Source organism: Sphingomonas sp. CD22 (genome assembly GCF_034556155.1).
GTDB lineage: Bacteria > Pseudomonadota > Alphaproteobacteria > Sphingomonadales > Sphingomonadaceae > Sphingomonas.
This window is the reverse complement of sequence record NZ_JAYDYX010000007.1, coordinates 31,061-52,211: the sequence shown is the minus strand read 5'-3', so window position 1 is coordinate 52,211 and position 21,151 is coordinate 31,061. Positions and strand designations below refer to the sequence as shown.

Genomic DNA, 21,151 nt, shown 5'->3' with positions numbered 1-21,151 from the left:
GCCCCCTCCACCCCTCGGCTACGCCGAGCGGTCCCCCTCCCCGTGCCGGGGAGGAATTGAGAGAAACCGATGACCATTTCCTCCGCCCAGTTCGTCAATATCGGCGAGCGCACCAACGTCACCGGCTCGGCGCGCTTCAAGAAGCTGGTGATGGCCGGCGACTATCCGGCTGCGGTGGCGGTGGCGCTGCAGCAGGTCGAGGCGGGCGCGCAGGTGCTCGACGTCAACATGGACGAGGGCCTGCTCGACGCGCACGAGGCGATGACGACCTTCCTCAAGCTGATCCAGGCCGAACCCGATATCGCGCGCATCCCGGTGATGGTCGATTCGTCCAAGTGGGACGTGATCGAGGCGGGGCTGAAATGCGTCTCGGGCAAGCCGATCGTCAATTCGATCAGCATGAAGGAAGGCGAGGAGGCGTTCCTGCATTATGCGCGCAAGTGCATGGCCTATGGCGCGGCGGTGGTCGTCATGGCGTTCGACGAGGTCGGGCAGGCGGACACCAAGGCGCGCAAGGTCGAGATCTGCTCGCGCGCCTATGAGCTGTTGATGGGCATCGGCTTTCCGCCCGAGGATATCATCTTCGATCCCAACGTCTTCGCGGTCGCGACGGGGATCGAGGAGCATAACAATTACGGCGTCGACTTCATCGAGGCGTGCCGCGAGATCAAGGCGCGCTGCCCGCACGTCCACATCTCGGGCGGCCTGTCGAACCTGTCGTTCAGCTTCCGCGGCAACGAGCCGGTGCGGCGCGCGATGCACTCGATCTTCCTCTACCACGCGATCCCCGCGGGGATGGACATGGCGATCGTCAACGCCGGCCAGCTCGACGTCTACGACACGATCGACCCCGAATTGCGCACCGCGTGCGAGGACGTCATCCTCAACCGCGATCCCGAGGCGGGCGACCGGCTGGTCGCGCTGGCGGAACGGTATCGCGGCACCGATGCGGTCGCGGAGAAAGCGGCGGCGGAATGGCGCTCGCTCCCCGTCACCAAGCGGCTGGAATATGCGCTGGTCAAGGGCATCGACGCGCATGTCGTCGACGATACCGAGGAATGCCGCCAGCAGTTCGCGCGTCCGATCGAAGTAATCGAGGGACCGCTGATGGACGGGATGAACGTCGTCGGCGACCTGTTCGGATCGGGCAAGATGTTCCTGCCGCAGGTGGTGAAGAGCGCGCGGGTGATGAAGAAGGCGGTGGCGCATCTGCTGCCGTTCATCGAGGCCGCCAAGGAGCCCGGCGCCAAGGGCAAGGGCAAGATCGTCATGGCGACGGTGAAGGGCGACGTCCACGATATCGGCAAGAATATCGTCGGCGTCGTGCTCCAGTGCAACGGCTTCGACGTGGTCGATCTCGGCGTGATGGTACCGTGGACGAAGATCATCGCGGCGGCGAACGAGAATGACGCCGACATGATCGGCCTGTCGGGCCTCATCACCCCGAGCCTCGACGAGATGGTGACCGTCGCCGAGGAGATGAAGCGCGCCGGCATGACGATGCCGCTGCTGATCGGCGGCGCGACGACGTCGAAGGTGCATACCGCGTTGCGCATCTCGCCCGCCTATGACGGGCCGATCGTCCATGTGCTCGACGCCAGTCGCGCGGTCGGCGTCGCGACCACTTTGGTGTCGGACACGCAGCGCGACGCCTATGTCGCGAGCGTCGCCGAGGATTACGAGAAGGTGCGGGTGGCGCGTGCGAGCAAGGGTCAGAACGACCTGCTGCCGCTCGCCGAGGCGCGCAAGCGTGGCTTCGCCGCGGACATGGCGCTCAAGGCGCCGCCGGTCGCCAAGCCCGGCATCCACGTGTTCGACGATTGGGACCTTGCCGACCTGCGTCACTATATCGACTGGACGCCGTTCTTCCGCGCCTGGGAGCTTGCCGGCAATTTCCCGGCGATCCTCACCGACGAGGTGGTCGGCACCAGCGCGACCGGCCTTTACGAGGACGCGCAGGCGATGCTCGACCGGATCATCGCGGAGAAATGGCTGACCGCGAAGGGCGTCGCCGGGCTGTGGGCGTGCCATCGCCACGACGACGACGTCTGGGTCCATACCGAGCATCGCGAGTCGCATCGCAGCCCCGACGGCGCGAGCATTCCCGAAGGCTTCCACATCCCCAATCTCGACCGCACGCACGAGGCGAGCGTGCGGCTGCCGTTCCTGCGCCAGCAGATCGCCAAGCGCGAGGGGCGGGCCAATATGTGCCTCGCCGATTTCATCGATCCGGCGGGCGACTGGATGGGCGGCTTCGCGGTCGGCATCCACGGCATCGACGCGCATATCGCCCGCTTCAAGGCGGACCACGACGATTACAACGACATCCTGCTGAAGGCGCTGGCGGATCGCCTCGCGGAGGCGTTCGCCGAGGCGCTGCACGCGCATGTCCGCCGCGACCTGTGGGGCTATGCGCCGGACGAGCAGCTCACCAACGAGGCGCTGGTGCGCGAGCAATATCGCGGCATCCGGCCGGCGCCGGGCTATCCCGCCTGCCCCGAGCACAGCCTCAAGCGGATGCTGTTCGACATGCTCGACGTCGAGGGCAATGCCGGGCTGGAGCTGACCGAGAGCTTCGCGATGCTGCCGACCGCGGCGGTGAGCGGCTTCTACTTCGGCCATGCGCAGTCGGAATATTTCGGCGTCGCGCGGATCGGGCAGGATCAGGTGGCCGATTATGCCGCGCGGCGCGGCGTGGATATCGCACAGGCGGAGCGCTGGTTGCGGCCGAACCTCGACTAAAGGGCGGCGCGGCGCGGGCATGATCCGCGCCGGCCACCCCTCCACTTATCGCGCGCGGATCGTGACGCCGTGCGCCGCCCAGGCCGCGACCGTCTCGCACAGCGTCTCCGGCAAAGATTTGTCCTTTGCGATCAACGGGCTGGTGCTGCGCGGCATGCAGATTTTGGCAGCCGGGTCGGCGATGACGTGCGCGGGAACGATGACGACCGGCGGTTTCTTGGCGGCGAACGCCGGGCCGGCGGCGACGGCCATTGTGGCGCACAGGGCGGCGGCGGTACGGAGGATGGCAGACATGATGGCCTCTTGCTGATGATGCCGCACCAGGTGGCGGCATCAGCGGCAGTGCATTAGTCGTGCCATACACCGTTGAACTGTATTCATTGGATTTTCAAACGAGGCGGTTGGTGGACGCCACCACGCATCGGCGCGACGCGCCGTTTCGTGGCGGCTCGCCGGTCAGAACCCGCGCGTCTTCAGCGCCGGATCGCGCTTGAGCATCGGGGCGACGATCGGGATCGTCATCATCGTGCTCGCCACCGCCATCAGCAGCAGCGCGGTGAACGTCTCGTTGGTGATGATCTTCTTGTCCAACAGGATGTTGACGAAGATGATCATGATCAGCGCCTTGGTCTGGAGCAGCCAGCCGATCGCGCGGGCGTCGCCTTTCGGCCATTTGAGGATGCGGCCGGCGAGATGGATGCCGGCGAGCTTGCCGCCGACCGAGGCGGCGAGCAGCAGCGCGGCGGCGGCGAACACCGCCGAACCGCCCATGCCCCATTGCGTCTTGAGCCCGGTGGAGAGGAAATAGACCGGCATCACCGCGAGCAGGATGGTCTGGCGGAAGCGGTCCATCCGCGCCTCGCCGAACCAATGCGCATCGAGCACCGCGCCCGCCAGGAAGGCGCCGACCATGAAGTGCAGCCCCGCCCAGTCCGCCGCGAAGCCGCACAACGCCAGCCAGATCAGCCCGACGTACCAGCGGTCGTTCTCGCCGAGCGTGCGCAGCAGCTTGCGGATCGCCCAGGTGGCGAGCGCGAAGCCGACGAGGAAGCCGCCCTGCCGCCCGACCCGCTCCCAATCGAGCAGGATCAGCGCGAGCACGCCCCAGATCGCGATATCGTCGAGGCTGGCGTAGCGGAGCACGCGCTGGCCGAGCGGGGCGCGCAGGACGTCGAGCTTCTCCATCAGCAGCACGAGGATCGGCAAGGCGGTGACCGCGCAGGCCATGCCGATGCCGAGCACCACCTGCCATTCAGCGCCCGCCACGCCGCGCCAGCCGGGATAGCGGAGCATGATCAGCGCCGCGACGCTGCCCGCGACCAGCGGCACGCCGAGCGCGAGCCCGGCGGTGACCCCGGTCTCGCGCCGCCGCCGCCACGCCTCGCCGAGGTCGAGTTCGAGCCCCGCGACCCAGACGAACAGCATCACCGACCACCAGGCGATGCCGTTCAGCGCGCCCATCGTCGGCGCGGTGAACACGAAGGCGTAATAGTCCGGGAAGAGCGCGCCGAGCACACCCGGCCCGAGCAGGATGCCGCCGATGATCTGCACGACGACCAACGGCGCCCAATAATCGGTGCGCCCGACCCGCCAGACCAGCCACGGCAAGGTGAAGATGATGAGGATCGCGAGGAGGAAGACCTCCGTCGGTGACATGGCGTGCATTCGATCCTCCCGCGGCGATCCCCCGATCGCCTTATCGTTACGGCGGCGATAGCCGATCCGCGGCTGGGACCGCAATCATTGCGAAGTCGCGGGTCATTCCGGGACAGGCGGGCGTGCGGATCGCAGCGGCGGCGGCGCGCTTCAGGCGATAGGATGCGGCGATGACCCGCATGATCCTCGCGCTCGCGCTGCTCGCCGCCCCGGCCTCCGCCCAATCGGGCAAGCCGTTCACCATCGCCGAAACGGGGCAGGGCTTCGACGATCTGCAGGCGGCGGTGTCGTCGGTGCGGATGGGGACCGCGACGATCCGCATCGCCCCCGGCGTCTACCGGCAATGCGCGGTGCAGCAGGGCGGCCGCATCACCTTCCAGGCGGTGACGCCGGGCACCGCGATCTTCGAGAAGGAGACGTGCGAGGACAAAGCGGCGCTGGTGCTGCGCGGGCAGGGATCGGTGGTCGATGGGCTGGTGTTCCGCGGCTATCGCGTGGCCGACGGCAATGGCGCGGGCATCCGTACCGAGATGGGCGACCTGACCGTCACCAACGCGATGTTCCTCGACAGTCAGGAGGGCATCCTGGGCGGCGAGCCGACGGGGCAGCGGATCAGCATCGACCGTTCGACCTTCGCGGGGCTCGGCCAGTGCGACGAGGCGGTCAATTGCTCGCATGCGATCTATCTCGCCAATCGCGGGCAGGTGACGATCACCCGCTCGCGCTTCGAACGCGGCACCGGCGGCCATTACGTCAAGCTGCGCGTGCCCAACGTCGTCATCACCGACAACAGCTTCGACGATACCGCCGGGCGGAAGACCAATTACATGATCGACCTGCCCGAGGGCGCGCGCGGGCTGATCGCGCGCAACGGCTTCGTCCAGGGGCGCGGCAAGGAGAATAGCAGCGGGCTGATCGTGGTGGCGGCGGAGGCGAAGACCTATCCGTCGGCAGGGCTGCGCATCGAGGACAATGACGCGCGGCTGGCGCCGGGCGCACCGGGCAACCCGGCGTTCGTCGCCGACCTCAGCCACGAGCGGCTGGCGGTGGGCGCGAACCGGCTGGGGCCGGGAATACGGATGTTCGAGACGCGGTGAGCGTCGAGGGGATCGGTGGCTACTGAAATTCCTCCCCCGCCAGGGGGAGGTGGCAGGCCGAAGGCATGACGGAGGGGGAGGACACGGAACAGACGTGTCACCTACCTCCCCCTCCGTCACGGCTTCGCCGCGCCACCTCCCCCTGGCGGGGGAGGAATTGGCCTGAACGTCGATCCGCCCTAGCGGTCGCGGCGCGCGGCGCGGACGATCACCGCGGTCGAGAGCAAAATCGACGACACCAGCGCGCCGACCGATAGCAAGCCGCCCGGCGTCATCGTCAGCTCGGCGCGCAGCCGGCTGCGCTTGCCGATGCGGAGCGCGATCGCGGCGCGCTGGACGGCGGGGCGATGGGGGAGGGCTGGGGGTTCCATGCCGGCTCAACGATCGGACTGCGGTGGCGTTCAATCGGTACGGGGCAGCCGCCGCGGATCGATCACGACATGGCGGATGCGGGTGCGGTTCCAGGTGTAGCTGACGTGGACCAGGCCGTCTCGGGTCTGGATGACCGCGGGATAGGCATAGCCGTCGGGGCGCGGTTTGCTTTCCAGCGTCAGCACGTGATGCCAGCGGATGCCGTCGTCGGAGAGTGCGACGTCGAGCGGATAGCGCGGGCCGTCGCCGGGCCGGTCGGGCCAATGCGCGCTGTGGTTGTAGACGATCAGCTGCCGGCCGTCGGCGAGCGTCACCGCATCGGTGCCGGCATTGGGATTGGGCAGGTCGATCGCGGCGAGCGGCGACCAGCTGCGGCCGTCGTCGCGCGACCAGCTCATCGCCAGCGCGCCCTGCCGCGTGCGCGCGACGAGTTCGAGGCGACGATCGGGAAAGGTAAGGACGCTCGGCTGGATCGCCTCGATCCCCATCGGCGAGGGGATGGCCGGTTCGACCTGCCACGTCCGTCCGGCATCGGCGGAGCGCTCCATGCGGATGAACCAGCGATTGTGTTCGGGCGTGCCCTCCTCGCGGCTGGACGGGGCGAGCCAGGCGCCCCCGGGCGTCACCACCGGCTTGTTCTTGATCGGGCCTAGCGTGCCGTCGGGCAGGCGGCGCGGCGCGCTCCAATGCCGGCCGCCGTCGCTGGAGACGATCACCATCCCCCACCATTCGCGCGGGTTCGGCCCGACTTTGTAGAACAAGTGGAGCGGCTGGCCCGCGGGCTGGAACAGCACCGGGTTCCAGGTCGGGAAGCGCCGACCGTCGGCGGTACGGCCGTCGGCGACGCTGACCGGCTTGTGCCAGCCGGACCGGTCGTGGCGGGCGAACCAGATGGTGACATCGGGCCGGCTCTCGCCGCTGCCGCCGAACCAGGCGGCGGCGATCCCGCCATCGGGAAGCGCGACCAATGTCGAGGCGTGCGCCTGTGGATAGGGCGGCGCGGGATCGATGAACTCGCTGCGCAGGATTGGCGTGGCGGTGGCGGCGGTGGCGATGAGCGAGGCGGCGAGAGCAAGGAGCATGGCGGGGTTTTACGCCGTTCGGCTGCGGGGGTCATGGTTTGTCGATGGCGGGTGCGTTTTCGGCCGTCGATCGGGTGGGGCGTGATGAGGTGGGGGTGGGACCCACCTGCCCTTCGACAGGCTCAGGGCCAACGGTTTTGGGGCGGGCTGGAAAGTGGCCTCATACCCCCTAGGTCGCGAAAGACGGTCTGCCCCGCACTTGAATGTACCCCGGCGGAGGCCGGAGCCCAGGTGGGCGGAGGTTTTTGATACCTCACAGCGGCTTTCCCAACTGGGCTCCGGCCTTCGCCGGGATACATCGGTGTTTCGCGGGGCTTCCACCGCAGCCTCCGGGTGCGGCTCACCGCGCGCAGGTGTCTCCTGCGCCGGGGTCGAGGTCGAGGCAGCGGCCGTCGAGGCCCTTGACCGGCAGGCCGATCGTCGCTGCCAGCGTCGGGGCGATGTCGACGGTTTCGACCGACAGCGGTTGTTCGAAGCCGGGCATATTTCGGCGCCAGAACAGGATCGGGACGCGGCGGTCATAGTCCCAGGGGGAGCCGTGCGTCTCGACATAGCCGGGGCCGGGCGATTCGATCGTGGTGATGCGCGGCTTGAGCAGGACGAGCAGGTCGCCCGACACCTGCGGGTCGAACGAGGCGCGGGCGCGTTCGAGCAGCGTCCAGGTCTCCGGCGGCGTGGTGGCGAGCGGCTGGGCGGCGATCTGCGCCTTGGTGAAGGCGGCGGCGACCTGCGGCTGCGCGGCGAAGCGCTTCTGCGCCTCCGCCAGCACGCGGGCGCGGTTGGCGGGCGACAGGCTCCTGGCGAGATAGACGTCGCCCTCGGCCCCGACCAGCACCGGCCCCTTGAGGCCGAGCGCCGCCGATACCGCGGCGTCGACCGCCTTGATCGAGGCGTCGGCGGAGACGTGCGCGTCCATCGGCATCGCATGCTGCTGCTGCCGCTCGGTCATGTCGTGCGCGCCGTGGTCGGCGGTCAGCACCACCTCGTAATCGAGGTTCCAACTGTCGAGCGCGGCGAAGAAGCTCGCGAGCGTCTGGTCGAGCTGGTCCATCTGGATGCACATCTCGGTACCCTGCGTGCCGAGCGAATGGCCGATATAATCGGTCGCGGAGGCGCCGATGTCGATGATGTCGGTGGTCTGGCCCTGACCCAGCTTCATGTCCTGGATCAGCCCGGCGGCGATCGCGAAGACCGCGGCGTCGCTGGCGGGCGAGGCGCGGAACGCCTTGAGGTCGCCCGCGGCGCGTTCGAACCGGCCCTGGCCGTAGACGGTGCCGGCGACGGTGATCGGCCGGTTGAGCGGCTGGCAGAAAGCGGGGAGCGGCAGCGCCTCCTGCGGCTTGGCGATCAGCGCGGCGACCGCGTCGCGACCGCGCTGCACCGCGCGCGGCACGGCGCGGCCGGCGTAGGTCGCATAGGTCTTGCCGTCCCACCACCAGAGTTCGTCGACCTTGTGGCCGCCCATCATCACCGCGGCGCGATCCTTGCCCGCGACCGAGACGACGCGGGTGGCGGGGCGCGCCGCTTTCATCATCTCGCCGAGCGTCGGCACCTTGAGATGCTTGTCGCTGACGACGTAATTGTTGTGATCGGTGCCGGCGACGGTTTCGTCCTCGGTGCAATAGACGGTCTTGTCCGGCCGGGCGATCGACTGGTCGATCCAGTTGTTCGCGACGATGCCGGTGTGCGTCGGGCGCATGCCGGTGAGGATCGTCGAATGGCCCGGGCAGGTCTCGGTCGCGGCATGGCTCTGATAGCCCGAGGGGAAGACCGCGCCGGTCAGCAGTCGCGCGAAGCCGCCGGTGAAATGGTTGCGATATTGCTGGAACAGATCGGCGGAAAACTGGTCGACCGAGATCGCAACGATCAGCCGCGGCGGCGTGGTCGGCGCCGGTGCCGGGGTGGTCGCCGGAGCGGGTGCTGGCGGCGCGGGGGCGGGGGCCTGTTGGGCGGCGGCGGGGGCTGCGGCTGCGGCGGAGGCGAGCAGGGCGGCGGCGATCAGCGCTTTCATCGGGAACACTCGTTTTACGGGGCCGACACCGCTATGGCGGTGGGCGATGGATCGGGCAACTAGGGTCGGGCGGCGCGCCGCCGATGGAGCGATGCGCGTGCTGTGTTGCGCGCTGATGACGCTGACGGCGATGCTGTGGGCAAATCACGCGCAGGCGGACCTCGCGCCGGCGGGCGGGCCGAAGCATCTCGCCATGCGGCTGGTCGCGGAGAGCGATACCCCGCGCGCCGGCCAGCCGCTGACGCTGGCGATCGACACGCGGCCGGCGCCGGGCTGGCACGGCTATTGGCGCAATCCCGGCGATGCCGGCTTCGCGCCGTCGTTCGCCTGGGACCTGCCGAAGGGCGCGGCGATCGACGGCGAGCCGCAATGGCCGGTGCCGACGACGCTGCTGATCGCCGGGCTGATGAACTACGTCTACGAGGCGCCTTATGCGCCGCTGGTGACGTTGCGGGTGCCGGCGGGGCTCGCCCAGGGCACGGCGCTGCCGGTGAAACTGGCGATCAACTATCTCGTCTGCACCAATGCGATCTGCGTGCCCGAGGAGCAGGAACTCGCCCTCGACCTGACGGTCGGCGACGGCGCGCCGTCGCATGGCGCGGATTTCGACCGCTGGCGCAGCGCGATCCCCAAGCCGCTCGACGCGGCGGGGACGTATCAGCTCAAGGACGGCAAGCTCGTCATCGCGGTGCCGTTGCCGGCGGCGGCGAAGGTGGAGAATGCCGCCTTCTTCCCGTTCGGTCCGGACATGGTGAAATATGCCGCGCCGCAGACGGTGACGCGCGACGGCGACCGGCTGCTGATCGCCACCGAGGGCGCGCCCAAGGGGCCAATCGCCGGCGTGCTGCGCATCGGCGCGGACCTTGGCCTCAGCATCCACGCCGATGCCGGGACGGTGGCGCAGGCGAGCGACCGCAGCGGCTGGGCGGCGGTGCTGCTCGCCTTCGCGGGCGCGGTGCTCGGCGGGCTGATCCTCAACGTCATGCCCTGCGTGTTCCCGATCCTCAGCCTCAAGGCGCTGCATCTGGCGCGTGGCGGCGAGGACGAGCGTGCGGCGCGGATCGATGCTTTGGGCTATATGCTGGGTGCGGTGCTGATGTGCGTCGCGCTCGGCGGGTTGATCCTCGGGTTGCGCGCCGGCGGGTCGGTGGTCGGCTGGGCGTTCCAGTTGCAGGACCCGCGGATCGTCGTGCTGCTGATCGCGCTGACCTTCGCGATCACGCTCAACCTCGCCGGACGGTTCGAGATGCCGGTGCCGCAATTCGCGTCGCATGGCGGGGCGGCGGGGTCGGTGGCGACGGGGGCGCTGGCGGCGTTCGTCGCGACACCGTGTTCGGGTCCGTTCATGGGTGCGGCGCTGGGCGCGGCGCTGGTGCTGCCGTGGCCGGCGGCGCTCGCGGTGTTCGCGGGGCTGGGTCTGGGGCTGGCGCTGCCGTTCCTCGCGATCGGCTTCGTGCCGGCGCTGCGGCGGCGGCTGCCGCGGCCGGGGCTGTGGATGGAGCGGTTCCGCCGCGTGCTGGCGGTGCCGATGGCGCTGACCGTGCTGGCGCTGCTTTGGCTGGCGTGGCGGCAGGCGGGGGCGACGGGGCTGGCGATCGGCATCGCGACGATGGTCGTCACCGGTGTGGTGCTGAGCCTCGGCGGGCGGCGGCAGAAGCGCGGTCATGGCTTCGGCTGGGCGCTGGCGCTGGCGGCCCTGGTGGTGCCGGCGGGGCTGGCGGCGGCGCTGACCGGCGGTGCGGCGAAGCCCGCGGCGGTCGGCGGCGATGCGTTCAGCGAGACGCGGCTGGCGGCGTTGCGCAAGGAGGAGCGGCCGGTGTTCGCCTATTTCACCGCCGACTGGTGCCTGTCGTGCAAGGTCAACGAGGCGTCCTCGATCGACACCGCGGCGACGCGCGCGGCGTTCGCAAAGAACAAGGTCGCGGTGCTGGTCGGCGACTGGACCGACGGCGATCCGGCGCTGGGGCGGTTCATCCAGGCGCACAATCGCGCCGGCGTGCCGCTGTACCTCTATTACGCGCCGGGTGCGGCGGAACCCCGCGTCCTGCCGCAGGTGCTGACGCCGGGGATGCTGGCGGCGCTGAAGTAACGTAAATCCTCCCCCGCAAGGGGGAGGTGGCGCGCCGAAGGCGTGACGGAGGGGGAGGAAAGGGTGGGAGCCCCGGTATCTAGGCTCCCACCCTTTCCTCCCCCTCCACCATTCGGCTGGCGCAGAACGGTCCCCCTCCCCCTGGCGGGGGAGGAATTTAGAGGGTTAACGGTTTGCCAACCCTCTTGTGCGGCGCGGCGATTCCCCGCAGCATGGAACTTGCATCACACGGAGGGCTTTACCGTTCCGATGGGGAAACGACCGGCGTTCGATGAGATCATGGGGATGGACGGCGACACGCCGCCGCGTTCCGCACTGGCTGCTCTGGGGCAGTGGCTGCAGGATACGCCCGACGACGAGCTGCGCCGGCGGCAGGAGGCGGCGGAGAATACCTTCCGCCAGCTCGGCATCACCTTCGCGGTTTATGGCGACACCGACACGCGCGAACGGATCATCCCGTTCGACATCGTGCCGCGCGTCTTCCTCGCCGACGAATGGTCGCGGCTTTCCGAAGGATTGGTGCAGCGGGTCGAGGCGATCAACGCCTTCCTCGACGACATCTATGGCGAGCGGCGCATCCTCAAGGAGGGCGTGCTGCCCGAGGATCTGATCCTCGGCAATCCGCAATTCCGCCCCGAAATCGCCGGCATGCGGCCGCCGCACGGCATCTGGGCGCATATCTGCGGCATCGATCTGGTGCGCACCGGACCGGACGAATTCTACGTGCTCGAGGACAATGCGCGCACGCCGTCGGGGGTGAGCTACATGCTCGAAAACCGCGAGGCGATGGTGCGATTGTGCCCCGAGCTATTCCGCGAATATCGCGTCGAGCCGGTCGACAGCTATCCCGACCGGTTGCTCGAGACGATGAAGTCGGTCGCACCGCGCGGCGGCTCGTCGGGGCCGGTGTGCGTGGTGCTGACGCCGGGCCATTATAATTCGGCTTATTACGAACACAGCTTCCTCGCCGATTCGATGGGGATCGAGCTGGTCGAGGCGGCCGATCTGGTGGTCGACGACGATATCGTGTGGATGCGCACGATCGCCGGGCGGGTGCGTGTCGACGTGATCTATCGCCGGGTCGACGACGATTATCTCGATCCCCTGGTCTTCCGCGCCGATTCGATGCTCGGCGTCCCGGGGCTGATCGCGGCCTATGCGGCGGGCAACGTCGCGATCATCAACGCGCCCGGCAACGGCATCGCCGACGACAAGGCGATCTATAGCTATATGCCGGAGATCGTGCGCTTCTATTCGGGCGGCGAGGCCAAGCTGCCCAATGTCGAGACGTGGCGCTGCCGCGAGCCGCAGGCGCTGCAATATGTGCTCGACCATCTCGATGAGGTGGTGGTGAAGCTGGTCGACGGGTCGGGCGGCTATGGCATGCTGGTCGGGCCGACCGCATCGCGCGGCGAGATCGAGGCGTTCCGTGCCGCGCTGATCGCCGAACCGCACCGCTATATCGCGCAGCCGACGCTGGCGCTGTCGACGGTGCCGACGCTGGCGGACAGCGGGCTCAGCCCGCGCCACGTCGACTTCCGCCCGTTCGTGTTGAGCGGATCGAAGGGCGTGCAGGTGGTGCCGGGCGGGCTGACGCGAGTGGCGCTCAAGGAAGGCTCGCTGGTGGTGAATTCGAGCCAGGGCGGCGGCACGAAGGACAGTTTCGTGCTGATGGCGGATGGCCAGCGGCAGACGCAATCGATGGGCGGGATGACGCAGTCGCAGGGGTTCCGGGCATGAACGCGGCTAAATTCCTCCCCGGCACGGGGAGGGGGACCAGCGAAGCTGGTGGAGGGGGGGCTCCACAAGCGCCATTCTATGAGGAAGCCCCCCTCCACCACGCCGCTGCGCGTCGCGGTCCCCAGCGTCAGGTCGATCATGCCCCGCATGATCGAGGATCGTCCGGGGGACGATCCGACGTGGCGCTCCGTGCCGGGGAGGAATGGGCATGATGCTCTCGCGGACGGCGTCGTCGCTCTACTGGCTGGGTCGGTATATCGAGCGCGCCGATTTCTTCGCGCGGCTGATCGAGGCAACGGTGCGGCTCGACGTGATGTCGTCGCGGCCGGCGGGGGAGGTGGCGTGGTCGTCCGCGCTCGCCGTCACCGATACCGAAGCCGATTTCGCCGCTTATGGCGGCGAGCTGACGCAGAGCGACGTGGTGCGGTTCCTGACGCTCGACACCAGCCATGGCGGCTCGGTGATCCGCTGCCTCGACCGCGCGCGCAACAACGCCAAGGCGGTGCGTACCGCGCTGAGCCGCGAGGCGTGGACCGCGATCAACCGCGCGTGGCTGGTGTTCGAGAACCGCCACCGGATCGGCGAGACGCAGGCGACGCTGAGCCTGGTCGAGGCGGTGAAGAACGAGACGCGCGGCTTCGAGGGCGCGGTCCACCAGATGCTGCGCAACCAGTCGCACTGGTTCATCCGGCTGGGGCAGGCGGTGGAGCGCGCCGACAACAGCGCACGGCTGCTCGACGTCAAATACCATATCCTGCTGCCCGAGGGAGAGACGGTCGGCGGCGTCGTCGATCGCGACCAGTGGACGACGATCCTGCAGACCGTGTCGGCGGTGACCGCCTATCGCTGGCTCTATTCGGACGGGCTGACGCCGGCGAACGTCATCGACCTGCTGATCGCCAGCCGCGAGCTGCCGCGCAGCCTCGTCGCCTCGTCGGAGATCACCGTCGACATCCTCGGCCTGCTCGCCGAGCGCACCGGCAGCCATGGCGAGGCGGACCGGATGGCGCGGATGCGCGCGGCGCGGCTCGGCCGCACCCGCTCGGGCGAGGTGATCGCCAGCGGGCTGCACCAATATCTCCAGGCGTTCATCCGCGAGAACGGCCAGCTGCACGAGGCGATCGGCCGCCAGTTCCGGTTCGTCTGATGCGCCTGTCGATCGATCACCGTACCGTCTACCGCTTCAGCACCGCGCAGAGCCGGCTGGTGCAGATGCTGCGCATGACGCCCGAGAACAGCCACGACCAGACGGTGGCGCGCTGGCGGATCGACGTCGACTGCGACGCCAAGATGCGGCGCGGGCGCGACGGCTTCGGCAATGCGGTCACGATGCTGTATGCGGAAGGACCGATCGCCGACATCGAGATCGCGGTGCGCGGCGAGGTGTTGACCAGCCATTCCGACGGCGTCGTGCGCGGCGTCAACGAAGTGCTGCCGCCGGCGGTGTTCCTGCGCGCGACCGAGGCGACGCCGCGCGATCCGGCGATCGCCGCCTTCGCCGCCGAGGCGACGGGCGCGGCGGACGGCGCGGTGGGCAAGCTGCACGCGCTCAACCGCGCGGTGAACGCGCGCTTCGCGGTCGATCGCAAGCGGCCGGAGCCGGGGCTGAGCGCCGCGGCGGCGTTCGCGCGGCCGGCGGCGACCTCGCGCGACCTCGCCCAGATCTTCACCGTGGCGGCGCGATCGCTCGGCCTGCCCGCGCGCTACGTGTCGGGCTATAGCGTGGTCGAGGGGTCGCTGCGGCCGACGCCGCACGGCTGGGCGGAGGCGCATGTCGACGGGCTCGGCTGGGTCGGCTTCGATCCGTTCACCGGACGCTCGCCGCAGGAGGAAAGCGTGCGGGTCGCCGCGGCGCTCGACGCCTCGGGCGCGGCGCCGGTGGCGGGATCGCGGCTCGGCGAGGGCGAGGAGGAACTCGACGTCGCGGTGACGGTGTCGGCGGCGCAATAGCCGGGCGCCAGCGGTGCTTTAATTCCTCCCTCGCTTTAGCGGGGGAGGGGGACCAGCGAAGCTGGTGGAGGGGGCGTCTCCGCACACGGCACACTCACCGTATCCTCCCCCTCCGTCACCGCTTCGCGGCGCCACCTCCCCCTGGCGGGGGGGGAATTGCAAGCGAGTTCAGGCTAGCCCCTGCTAAAGTTTCCGGCGCGAAGGCACTGACGCAGGCGAGCTTCGTTGAGGGCGGGAACCATACCTTCGATGCGAGATACCCCGATGACCGATACCCTGGCCCTGAACCCCGGCAACGGCGGCGAGACGCATCAGCGCACCGATGCCGATCATCCCGTGCTGACCACCAACCACGGCACGCCGATCTCCGACAACCAGAACCAGCTCAAGGCCGGTGCGCGCGGTCCGGTGCTGCTGGAGGACGAGGTCTATCGCGAGAAGATCAATCATTTCGACCACGAGCGCATCCCCGAGCGCATCGTCCACGCGCGCGGGTCTGCGGCGCACGGCTATTTCGAATGCACCGAAAGCCTCGCCGACATCACCGTCGCCGACCTGTTCCAGAAGAAGGGCCAGCGCACCGAGGTGTTCACCCGCTTCTCGACCGTCGCGGGCGGTGCCGGCTCGGTCGACACGCCGCGCGACGTGCGCGGCTTTGCGGTCAAATTCTACACGCGCGAGGGCAATTGGGACCTCGTCGGCAACAACATCCCGGTGTTCTTCATCCAGGACGCGATCAAATTCCCCGATCTGATCCACGCCGCCAAGATGGAGGCCGACCGTGGCTATCCGCAGGCGGCGACCGCGCATGACACGTTCTGGGACTTCATCAGCCTGATGCCCGAATCGACCCACATGATCATGTGGGCGATGTCGGACCGGACGCTGCCGCGCACCTTCGCCAATATGGAGGGGTTCGGCGTCCACACCTTCCGCTTCATCAACAAGGAGGGGAAGAGCACCTTCGTCAAGTTCCACTGGAAGCCGAAGGCGGGCCTCGCCTCGACGATCTGGGACGAGACCGTCAAGGTCGCCGGTGCCGATCCCGACTTCCAGCGCCGCAACCTCTTCGAGAGCATCGATCGCGGCGACTTCCCGACCTGGGAATTGGGCGTCCAGCTGTTCGACGAGGACTTCGCCAACAGCCAGCCCTATGACGTGCTCGACGCGACCAAGATCATCCCCGAGGAAGTGCTGCCGGTGAAGATCGTCGGCAAGATGGTGCTCGATCGCTATCCCGACAATTTCTTCGCCGAGACCGAGCAGGCGGCGTTCGTGCCGAGCCATGTCGTGCCGGGCATCGGCTTCTCCAACGATCCGCTGCTCCAGGGGCGGCTGTTCTCCTACACCGATACGCAATTGTCGCGGCTGGGGTCGGTGAACTTCCACCAGCTGCCGATCAACTCGGCCAAGGGTCGCGCCGCGGCGGCGGGCTGCCCGTTCATGAACCAGCAGCGCGACGGTCACATGCAGATGGCGGTGCCCAAGGGCCGCGCCAATTACGAGCCCAACAGCCTCGCTAAGGTCGGCGAGGAAGGCGGCGCGCGCGAGGATGCGGACAAGGGCTACAAGACCTTCCCGTCGGAAGAGCAGGGCCAGAAGCTGCGCATCCGCCCGGAGAGCTTCGCCGATCACTACAGCCAGGCGCGCCTGTTCTTCCGCTCGATGGACCCGGCGGAGCAGGCGCATATCGCCTCTGCCCTGGTGTTCGAACTGTCGAAGGTCGGGCTGGAGCATATCCGCGTTGCGATGATGGCCAATCTGCGCAACGTCGACGAGGACCTCGCGGCGCGCGTCGCCGACGGGCTGGCGATGGACCTGCCCGAGGCGTCGCCGACCGCGGCACCGGTGCTCGACATGGAACCGTCGCCGGCGCTGCGGATCATCCGCGGGCCGCTCGAAAGGCATACGCTGGAAGGGCGTTCGGTCGGTATCCTGATCGCCGACGGCAGCGATGCGGCGGCGCTCGCCTCGCTCAAGGCGGCGGTGAAGGAAGCTGGCGGTCGCGCGGTTGTGGTCGCACCCAAGGTCGGCAAGGTGCCGCTGTCGGATGGATCGTCGGTGGCGGCGGATTCGCAGCTGTTCGGCCAGCCCTCGGCGACGCTCGACGCCTGCGCGGTCATCCTGTCGGAGGCGGCGACCGCCAAGCTCGTCAAGGAAGCCGCCGCGGTGCAATGGGTGATGGACGCCTTCGGGCATCTCAAGGCGATCGGCTTCAACGCCGAGGCCAAGCCGCTGCTCGACAAGGCCGGCGTCGAGGCGGACGAGGGCGTGACCGATCTCGGCGGCTTCGTCGAAGCGGCGAAGCAGCGGTATTGGGACCGCGAATCGAAGGTGCGCACGCTGGCGTGACGTCGCTCCTCCGGGCTCCTGCGTAAGCGGGAGCCTGGCGGGACGAACGCACGTCTGGCAACCACACGTCTATCCCGTCATGCCGGAATTGATCCGGCATCCCGCTTCTTCCCGCCGTTGCGAAGAAGCGGGACCCCGGCTCAAGGCCGGGGTGACGGGGTGGATTTGGGACCAGTCCCGGTTAACCCGATCATAAGTCGGGGCCTCTATCGCCGGTCGCGTGAAACGCTGGCGAAATTCGATGATCGGACGGGGGTTCCTGGGGCTGGCGTTGCTGGCCGCATCGTCGTGTGCACCGCATCGCGAGGCCGCGACCGCCGGCGGACAGGCGCAGCCGGTGGCGAACCCGCGGCAGTTGCTGCATGCGCTGGCGCTTGATACGCCGGGGCTCGCGGGCTTGCCCGCGACGTTGCGGGCCTCGGTCGGCGATGACGCCGCGCCCGCCTTCGTGCAGGCCGCGCCCGCCTTTCTCGCGCAGGCGCAGAGCCAGGACGATGCGGTGCGCGCCGCCGACTGCCTGACCGCAGCGGTCTATTACGAAGCGCGATCCGAGCCGCTCGACGGCCAGCGTGCGGTCGCGCAGGTGGTGCTTAACCGGGTGCGCGACCGCGCCTTTCCGCACAGCGTCTGCGGCGTGGTGTTCCAGGGGTCGCAGCGGCGCACCGGTTGCCAATTCTCCTTCACCTGCGACGGATCGATGGCCTATCGCCGCGATCCCGGCGCCTGGCAGCGTGCGCGCGCGGTGGCCGAGGCGGCGCTGGCGGGCAGCGTCTATGCGCCGATCGGGGCGGCGACCTTCTACCACACCAATGCGATCCTGCCGTGGTGGGCGCCCAGCCTCGCCCGCATCGGCGCGGTCGGCGCGCATATCTTCTACCGCTGGCGCGGCGCGATGGAGGGGGCACTGAGCTTCCGCGCGTCCTATGCCGGCGTCGAGCCGCAGCCGCTGCAACCCGACGTCGCCGACGCGGCGGTGCAGACCGCGGCGCTGTATCGCGACAGCGGCGAGGATGGCGGCGTCACCGTGCACCGCGGTCAGGTGGCGGCGATCGTCCGCCCCGACGTGCCGGCCGGCGCTGTGGCCCCGGCAATGGCCGCGCCGCGGATCACCGTCGCGGCGGGGGTGCGCGTCCATCTCGGCAGCGTCGCGCCGCAGCGGTTGGTCACCGAGGGGGCGACGGTCGGCGAAGAGAGCGACCCGACCTGATCCGTCCGCTCAGGCGGCGGTGAGCGCCGGCTCGCGGGCCGGTGCGGCGACGACATCCTCGTCGGTGAGCAGCCGCCAGCCGTTCGGCCCGAGCACTTCGAGCGGACGGTAGCGCGTCTTGTAGGCCATCCGCGCCGAGCCCTTCACCCAATAACCGAGATAGACGAACGGCAGCCCCGAATCGCGGGCGCGGGCGATATGATCCATGATGATGACGTTGCCGAGCCCGGGCCGTGCCTCCGCACCCTCTTCGTCGGCGGCGAAGAAGCTGTAGATCATCGACAATCCGTCCGCCTGCCGATCGGTGAGGCAGGCGCCGACCAGCTCGCCGCGCGACCCGTCGGTGGTGCGGGTGCGATATTCGACGATCACCGAATTGACCGGCGAATGTTCGATCATGTCGGCGTAATCGTCCTCGTCCATCCCGGCCATGCCGCCGCCGGGGTGGCGCGCGGCGAGATAGCGGCGCAGCAACTGGAATTGCTCATCGGTCGCCCACGGGCGGCATACGGCGATCTCGAGATCGCCGTTCCGGCGCAGCAGCTTGCGCTGGCTCGCATTGGGCGCGAAATCCTGCGTGACGATGCGGACCGAGACGCAGGCGGTGCAGCCCGCGCAGGACGGACGATAGGCGACGCCCTGCGATCGGCGAAAGCCGATACGGCTCAGCGCGTCGTTGAGTTCGCCGGCATGCGGGCCGCTCAATTCGGTAAAGACCTTGCGCTCCTGACGCCCCGGCAGATAAGGGCAGGGCGCAGGGGTCGTGACGAAAAAGCGCGGAAAACGGAAAGGCGCAGTCACCGCCGGCAATCCCCTGGAACGTGCCACGCGCGATGCGGTGCCGTCGATCTATGAATGCACCGCGGCGCGCTGCAAAGTGGCATTCGGGTCAAAAAAGGTTAATTTTCGGCTAAGTGTGTTGCCGCAACCATAGTCGGCTCCAAAACGGGACGATGTTGCGCTGCAGGAACAAAGTTGGTAACCGGTCGTTCCCGGTATCCATTCCGCTTGGAGTTTGTTTATGTCGAAGTCTTTCGCTGGTTCGCTCGCCGCCTTGGCGATGATTGCCGCTCCGGTCGCCGCTAGCGCCGCGCCCGCCAACCCCGCAGCGTCGCTGTCGGTCGCCAAGTCGGTCCGCGCCAGCGCGCCGTCGTCGAAGAAGAGCGAACTGGCCGGTGGCGGTCTGCTCGCAGCGCTCATCGTTGCCGGCGTTGTTGCGATCGGCGTCGTCGCCGTCGTTCAGGACGGCGATTCCGACAGCAACTAAGCTGACGGTTCGACCTGATGAGACGGGGGCTGCGCCACGGCGCGGCCCCCTTTTTCGTGTGTGGCGTGCTTTCTGCGCCGCTAGGGGAGGGCGGGTAGCTTGATCGTTGAGCTCCCACCCTGTCCTCCCCCTCCGTCAGCGCTTCGCGCTGCCACCTCCCCCTGGCGGGGGAGGACTTTCAATCGGATATTCTTTGTTTGGTGCGTCAGGGCGACGGCGAACCCATTCCTCCCCCGCCAGGGGGAGGTGGCGCGGCGAAGCCGTGACGGAGGGGGAGGACAGGCGGGAGCCCCGTTGCACGGTCGTCCCAGCCCCGCCATCAGCGCCCCGAACCTCGCGTTACGCCTGCTCGACCATGCTCGTCTCGTAGCCGCCTTCGCGCAGTGCGGCGATCAGGCGGTTGAGGTGGTCGCGGTCGCGCGCCTCGCATTCGATCTCGGTGAACAGGCCCTTGGCCGGCAGCGAGGTGAAGATGCGCTGATGATAGACTTCGATGATGTTGACGCGCTGCGCGTCGAAGATGCGCGCGACGTTGAACAGCGCGCCCGGCTGGTCCTGTAGCCGCACGCGCAGCCGCGCCAGCCGCCCCGAGCGGGCGAGGTCGCGCAGCAGCACGTTGGCGAGCAGCCGCGTGTCGATATTGCCGCCGCACAGGATGATGCCGACGGTGCGGCCCCTGAACCGCTCGGGATAGGCCATCAGCGCGGCGAGGCCGGCGGCGCCGGCGCCCTCGACCACGGTCTTCTCGATCTGGAGCAGCAGGCTGACCGCTTCCTCCAGATTGCGTTCGCCGACCAGCACGATGTCGTCGACCAGCTCGGCGACCATCCGCGCGGTGATGCCGCCCGGCTCCTTGACCGCGATCCCCTCGGCGAGCGTATCGCCGGCGCAGGGCAGGTCGGTGCCGTTGATCCGGTTGTACATCGAGGGGAACAGCTCGGCCTGCACGCCGACCACCTCGATCGCATGATCCGCGGCGCGCGCGACGATCGACGTGCCCGAGATCAGGCCGCCGCCGCCGATCGGGATCAGCAGCGTGTCGAGGCCCGGCACGTCCTCCAACATCTCGACCGCCGCGGTGCCCTGTCCGGCGATGACGCGCGGGTCGTCGAACGGGTGGACGAAGGTGAAGTCGCATTGCGCCTCGAGCACGCGGGCATGCGCATAAGCGGCGTCGAACGTCTCGCCCTCCAGCACGACATTGGCCTTGTGGCCCTCGGTCTGCATCACCTTCACCGTCGGCGTGGTGCGCGGCATGACGATCGTCGCGGGGATGCCGAGCCGGTTGGCGTGATAGGCGAGGCCCTGCGCGTGATTGCCCGCCGAGGCGGCGATGACGCCCTTGGCGCGCGCCTCCGGCGACAATTGCAGCAGCGTGTTGAGCGCGCCGCGTTCCTTGTAGGCGGCGGTGAACTGAAGGTTCTCGAACTTCAGATAGACCTTGGCGCCGGTCATCTCGCTCAGCGTCTTGCTGATCAGCGTCGGCGTGCGGACGATCGCGTCGCGGATACGGGCATGGGCGGCGCGGACGTCATCGATGCTGACGGGCAATGCGGTTGCGGCGGGGTTCGAGGCCATATCGGTCC

Annotated in this window: 16 protein-coding genes; 9 read left to right on the top strand and 7 right to left on the bottom strand. The window is 68.8% G+C overall.

Annotated features, from left to right (window positions below; translation table 11 throughout):
* The first annotated feature begins 69 nt into the window (after window positions 1-69).
* Complete coding sequence (metH, locus tag SFC76_RS14200; RefSeq protein ID WP_322850091.1) at window positions 70-2,742, top strand: methionine synthase; 2,673 nt, start codon at window positions 70-72, stop codon at window positions 2,740-2,742.
* 45 nt (window positions 2,743-2,787) lie between these two features.
* Here the strand turns inward: metH and SFC76_RS14195 are convergent, their stop codons facing one another.
* Window positions 2,788-3,036: a hypothetical protein gene (locus tag SFC76_RS14195; RefSeq protein WP_322850090.1), complete on the bottom strand. Its 249-nt coding sequence runs from the start codon at window positions 3,034-3,036 to the stop codon at window positions 2,788-2,790.
* A gap of 162 nt (window positions 3,037-3,198) precedes the next feature.
* Window positions 3,199-4,407, bottom strand: coding sequence for a cation:proton antiporter (locus SFC76_RS14190; protein ID WP_322850089.1), 1,209 nt, complete (start codon window positions 4,405-4,407; stop codon window positions 3,199-3,201).
* Between the two features lie 161 nt (window positions 4,408-4,568).
* On the opposite strand from SFC76_RS14190, the gene SFC76_RS14185 reads away from it, so the two are divergent.
* Window positions 4,569-5,495: a right-handed parallel beta-helix repeat-containing protein gene (locus SFC76_RS14185; protein ID WP_322850088.1), complete on the top strand. Its 927-nt coding sequence runs from the start codon at window positions 4,569-4,571 to the stop codon at window positions 5,493-5,495.
* 179 nt (window positions 5,496-5,674) lie between these two features.
* On the opposite strand, the gene SFC76_RS14180 is transcribed toward SFC76_RS14185, so the two are convergent.
* The 3 genes from SFC76_RS14180 to SFC76_RS14170 form a co-directional block, all read right to left on the bottom strand.
* Window positions 5,675-5,866, bottom strand: coding sequence for a hypothetical protein (locus tag SFC76_RS14180; RefSeq protein WP_322850087.1), 192 nt, complete (start codon window positions 5,864-5,866; stop codon window positions 5,675-5,677).
* A gap of 30 nt (window positions 5,867-5,896) precedes the next feature.
* Window positions 5,897-6,949 (bottom strand): sialidase family protein, encoded by a 1,053-nt coding sequence (locus SFC76_RS14175; protein ID WP_322850086.1) that lies wholly within the window; start codon window positions 6,947-6,949, stop codon window positions 5,897-5,899.
* 340 nt (window positions 6,950-7,289) lie between these two features.
* Window positions 7,290-8,960 carry an alkaline phosphatase family protein gene (locus tag SFC76_RS14170; RefSeq protein WP_322850085.1) on the bottom strand — a complete coding sequence of 557 codons (1,671 nt, stop codon included), beginning with the start codon at window positions 8,958-8,960 and terminating at the stop codon, window positions 7,290-7,292.
* Between the two features lie 91 nt (window positions 8,961-9,051).
* Here SFC76_RS14170 and SFC76_RS14165 point away from each other — a divergent pair, with 91 nt between their 5' ends.
* From SFC76_RS14165 to SFC76_RS14140, 6 genes are all read left to right on the top strand, one after another.
* Complete coding sequence (locus SFC76_RS14165; protein ID WP_416222430.1) at window positions 9,052-11,049, top strand: protein-disulfide reductase DsbD family protein; 1,998 nt, start codon at window positions 9,052-9,054, stop codon at window positions 11,047-11,049.
* A gap of 249 nt (window positions 11,050-11,298) precedes the next feature.
* Window positions 11,299-12,789 carry a circularly permuted type 2 ATP-grasp protein gene (locus SFC76_RS14160; RefSeq protein ID WP_322850083.1) on the top strand — a complete coding sequence of 497 codons (1,491 nt, stop codon included), beginning with the start codon at window positions 11,299-11,301 and terminating at the stop codon, window positions 12,787-12,789.
* A 211-nt stretch (window positions 12,790-13,000) separates the two neighbouring features.
* A complete protein-coding gene (locus SFC76_RS14155; RefSeq protein WP_322850275.1) occupies window positions 13,001-13,936 on the top strand; it encodes an alpha-E domain-containing protein in 936 nt (311 codons plus the stop codon).
* A complete protein-coding gene (locus tag SFC76_RS14150; protein ID WP_322850082.1) occupies window positions 13,936-14,739 on the top strand; it encodes a transglutaminase family protein in 804 nt (267 codons plus the stop codon). The genes SFC76_RS14155 and SFC76_RS14150 overlap by 1 nt, the downstream gene beginning before the upstream one ends.
* Before the next feature lie 264 nt (window positions 14,740-15,003).
* A complete protein-coding gene (locus SFC76_RS14145; RefSeq protein ID WP_322850081.1) occupies window positions 15,004-17,091 on the top strand; it encodes a catalase in 2,088 nt (695 codons plus the stop codon).
* Between the two features lie 220 nt (window positions 17,092-17,311).
* A complete protein-coding gene (locus SFC76_RS14140) occupies window positions 17,312-18,298 on the top strand; it encodes a cell wall hydrolase (RefSeq protein ID WP_322850080.1) in 987 nt (328 codons plus the stop codon).
* Between the two features lie 9 nt (window positions 18,299-18,307).
* Here the strand turns inward: SFC76_RS14140 and SFC76_RS14135 are convergent, their stop codons facing one another.
* The gene (locus SFC76_RS14135; RefSeq protein WP_322850079.1) at window positions 18,308-19,099 is read right to left on the bottom strand and encodes an arginyltransferase; all 792 of its coding nucleotides are present in this window, start codon (window positions 19,097-19,099) and stop codon (window positions 18,308-18,310) included.
* A 220-nt stretch (window positions 19,100-19,319) separates the two neighbouring features.
* Between SFC76_RS14135 and SFC76_RS14130 the strand changes: the two genes are divergently transcribed.
* Window positions 19,320-19,565 carry a hypothetical protein gene (locus SFC76_RS14130; protein ID WP_038663159.1) on the top strand — a complete coding sequence of 82 codons (246 nt, stop codon included), beginning with the start codon at window positions 19,320-19,322 and terminating at the stop codon, window positions 19,563-19,565.
* A 339-nt stretch (window positions 19,566-19,904) separates the two neighbouring features.
* Here the strand turns inward: SFC76_RS14130 and SFC76_RS14125 are convergent, their stop codons facing one another.
* Entirely contained in the window at window positions 19,905-21,143 is a 1,239-nt protein-coding gene (locus SFC76_RS14125) for a threonine ammonia-lyase (protein ID WP_322850078.1), read from the bottom strand.
* Window positions 21,144-21,151 lie beyond the last annotated feature (8 nt).

Excerpts from the sequence above, each read along its gene's own strand:
- metH (WP_322850091.1), top strand. The coding sequence starts at position 70 with ATGACCATTTCCTCCGCCCAGTTCGTCAATATCGGCGAGCGCACCAAC.
- SFC76_RS14195 (WP_322850090.1), bottom strand. The coding sequence starts at position 3,036 with ATGTCTGCCATCCTCCGTACCGCCGCCGCCCTGTGCGCCACAATGGCC.
- SFC76_RS14190 (WP_322850089.1), bottom strand. The coding sequence starts at position 4,407 with ATGCACGCCATGTCACCGACGGAGGTCTTCCTCCTCGCGATCCTCATC.
- SFC76_RS14185 (WP_322850088.1), top strand. The coding sequence starts at position 4,569 with ATGACCCGCATGATCCTCGCGCTCGCGCTGCTCGCCGCCCCGGCCTCC.
- SFC76_RS14180 (WP_322850087.1), bottom strand. The coding sequence starts at position 5,866 with ATGGAACCCCCAGCCCTCCCCCATCGCCCCGCCGTCCAGCGCGCCGCG.
- SFC76_RS14175 (WP_322850086.1), bottom strand. The coding sequence starts at position 6,949 with ATGCTCCTTGCTCTCGCCGCCTCGCTCATCGCCACCGCCGCCACCGCC.
- SFC76_RS14170 (WP_322850085.1), bottom strand. The coding sequence starts at position 8,960 with ATGAAAGCGCTGATCGCCGCCGCCCTGCTCGCCTCCGCCGCAGCCGCA.
- SFC76_RS14165 (WP_416222430.1), top strand. The coding sequence starts at position 9,052 with ATGCGCGTGCTGTGTTGCGCGCTGATGACGCTGACGGCGATGCTGTGG.
- SFC76_RS14160 (WP_322850083.1), top strand. The coding sequence starts at position 11,299 with ATGGGGAAACGACCGGCGTTCGATGAGATCATGGGGATGGACGGCGAC.
- SFC76_RS14155 (WP_322850275.1), top strand. The coding sequence starts at position 13,001 with ATGCTCTCGCGGACGGCGTCGTCGCTCTACTGGCTGGGTCGGTATATC.
- SFC76_RS14150 (WP_322850082.1), top strand. The coding sequence starts at position 13,936 with ATGCGCCTGTCGATCGATCACCGTACCGTCTACCGCTTCAGCACCGCG.
- SFC76_RS14145 (WP_322850081.1), top strand. The coding sequence starts at position 15,004 with ATGACCGATACCCTGGCCCTGAACCCCGGCAACGGCGGCGAGACGCAT.
- SFC76_RS14130 (WP_038663159.1), top strand. The coding sequence starts at position 19,320 with ATGTCGAAGTCTTTCGCTGGTTCGCTCGCCGCCTTGGCGATGATTGCC.
- SFC76_RS14125 (WP_322850078.1), bottom strand. The coding sequence starts at position 21,143 with ATGGCCTCGAACCCCGCCGCAACCGCATTGCCCGTCAGCATCGATGAC.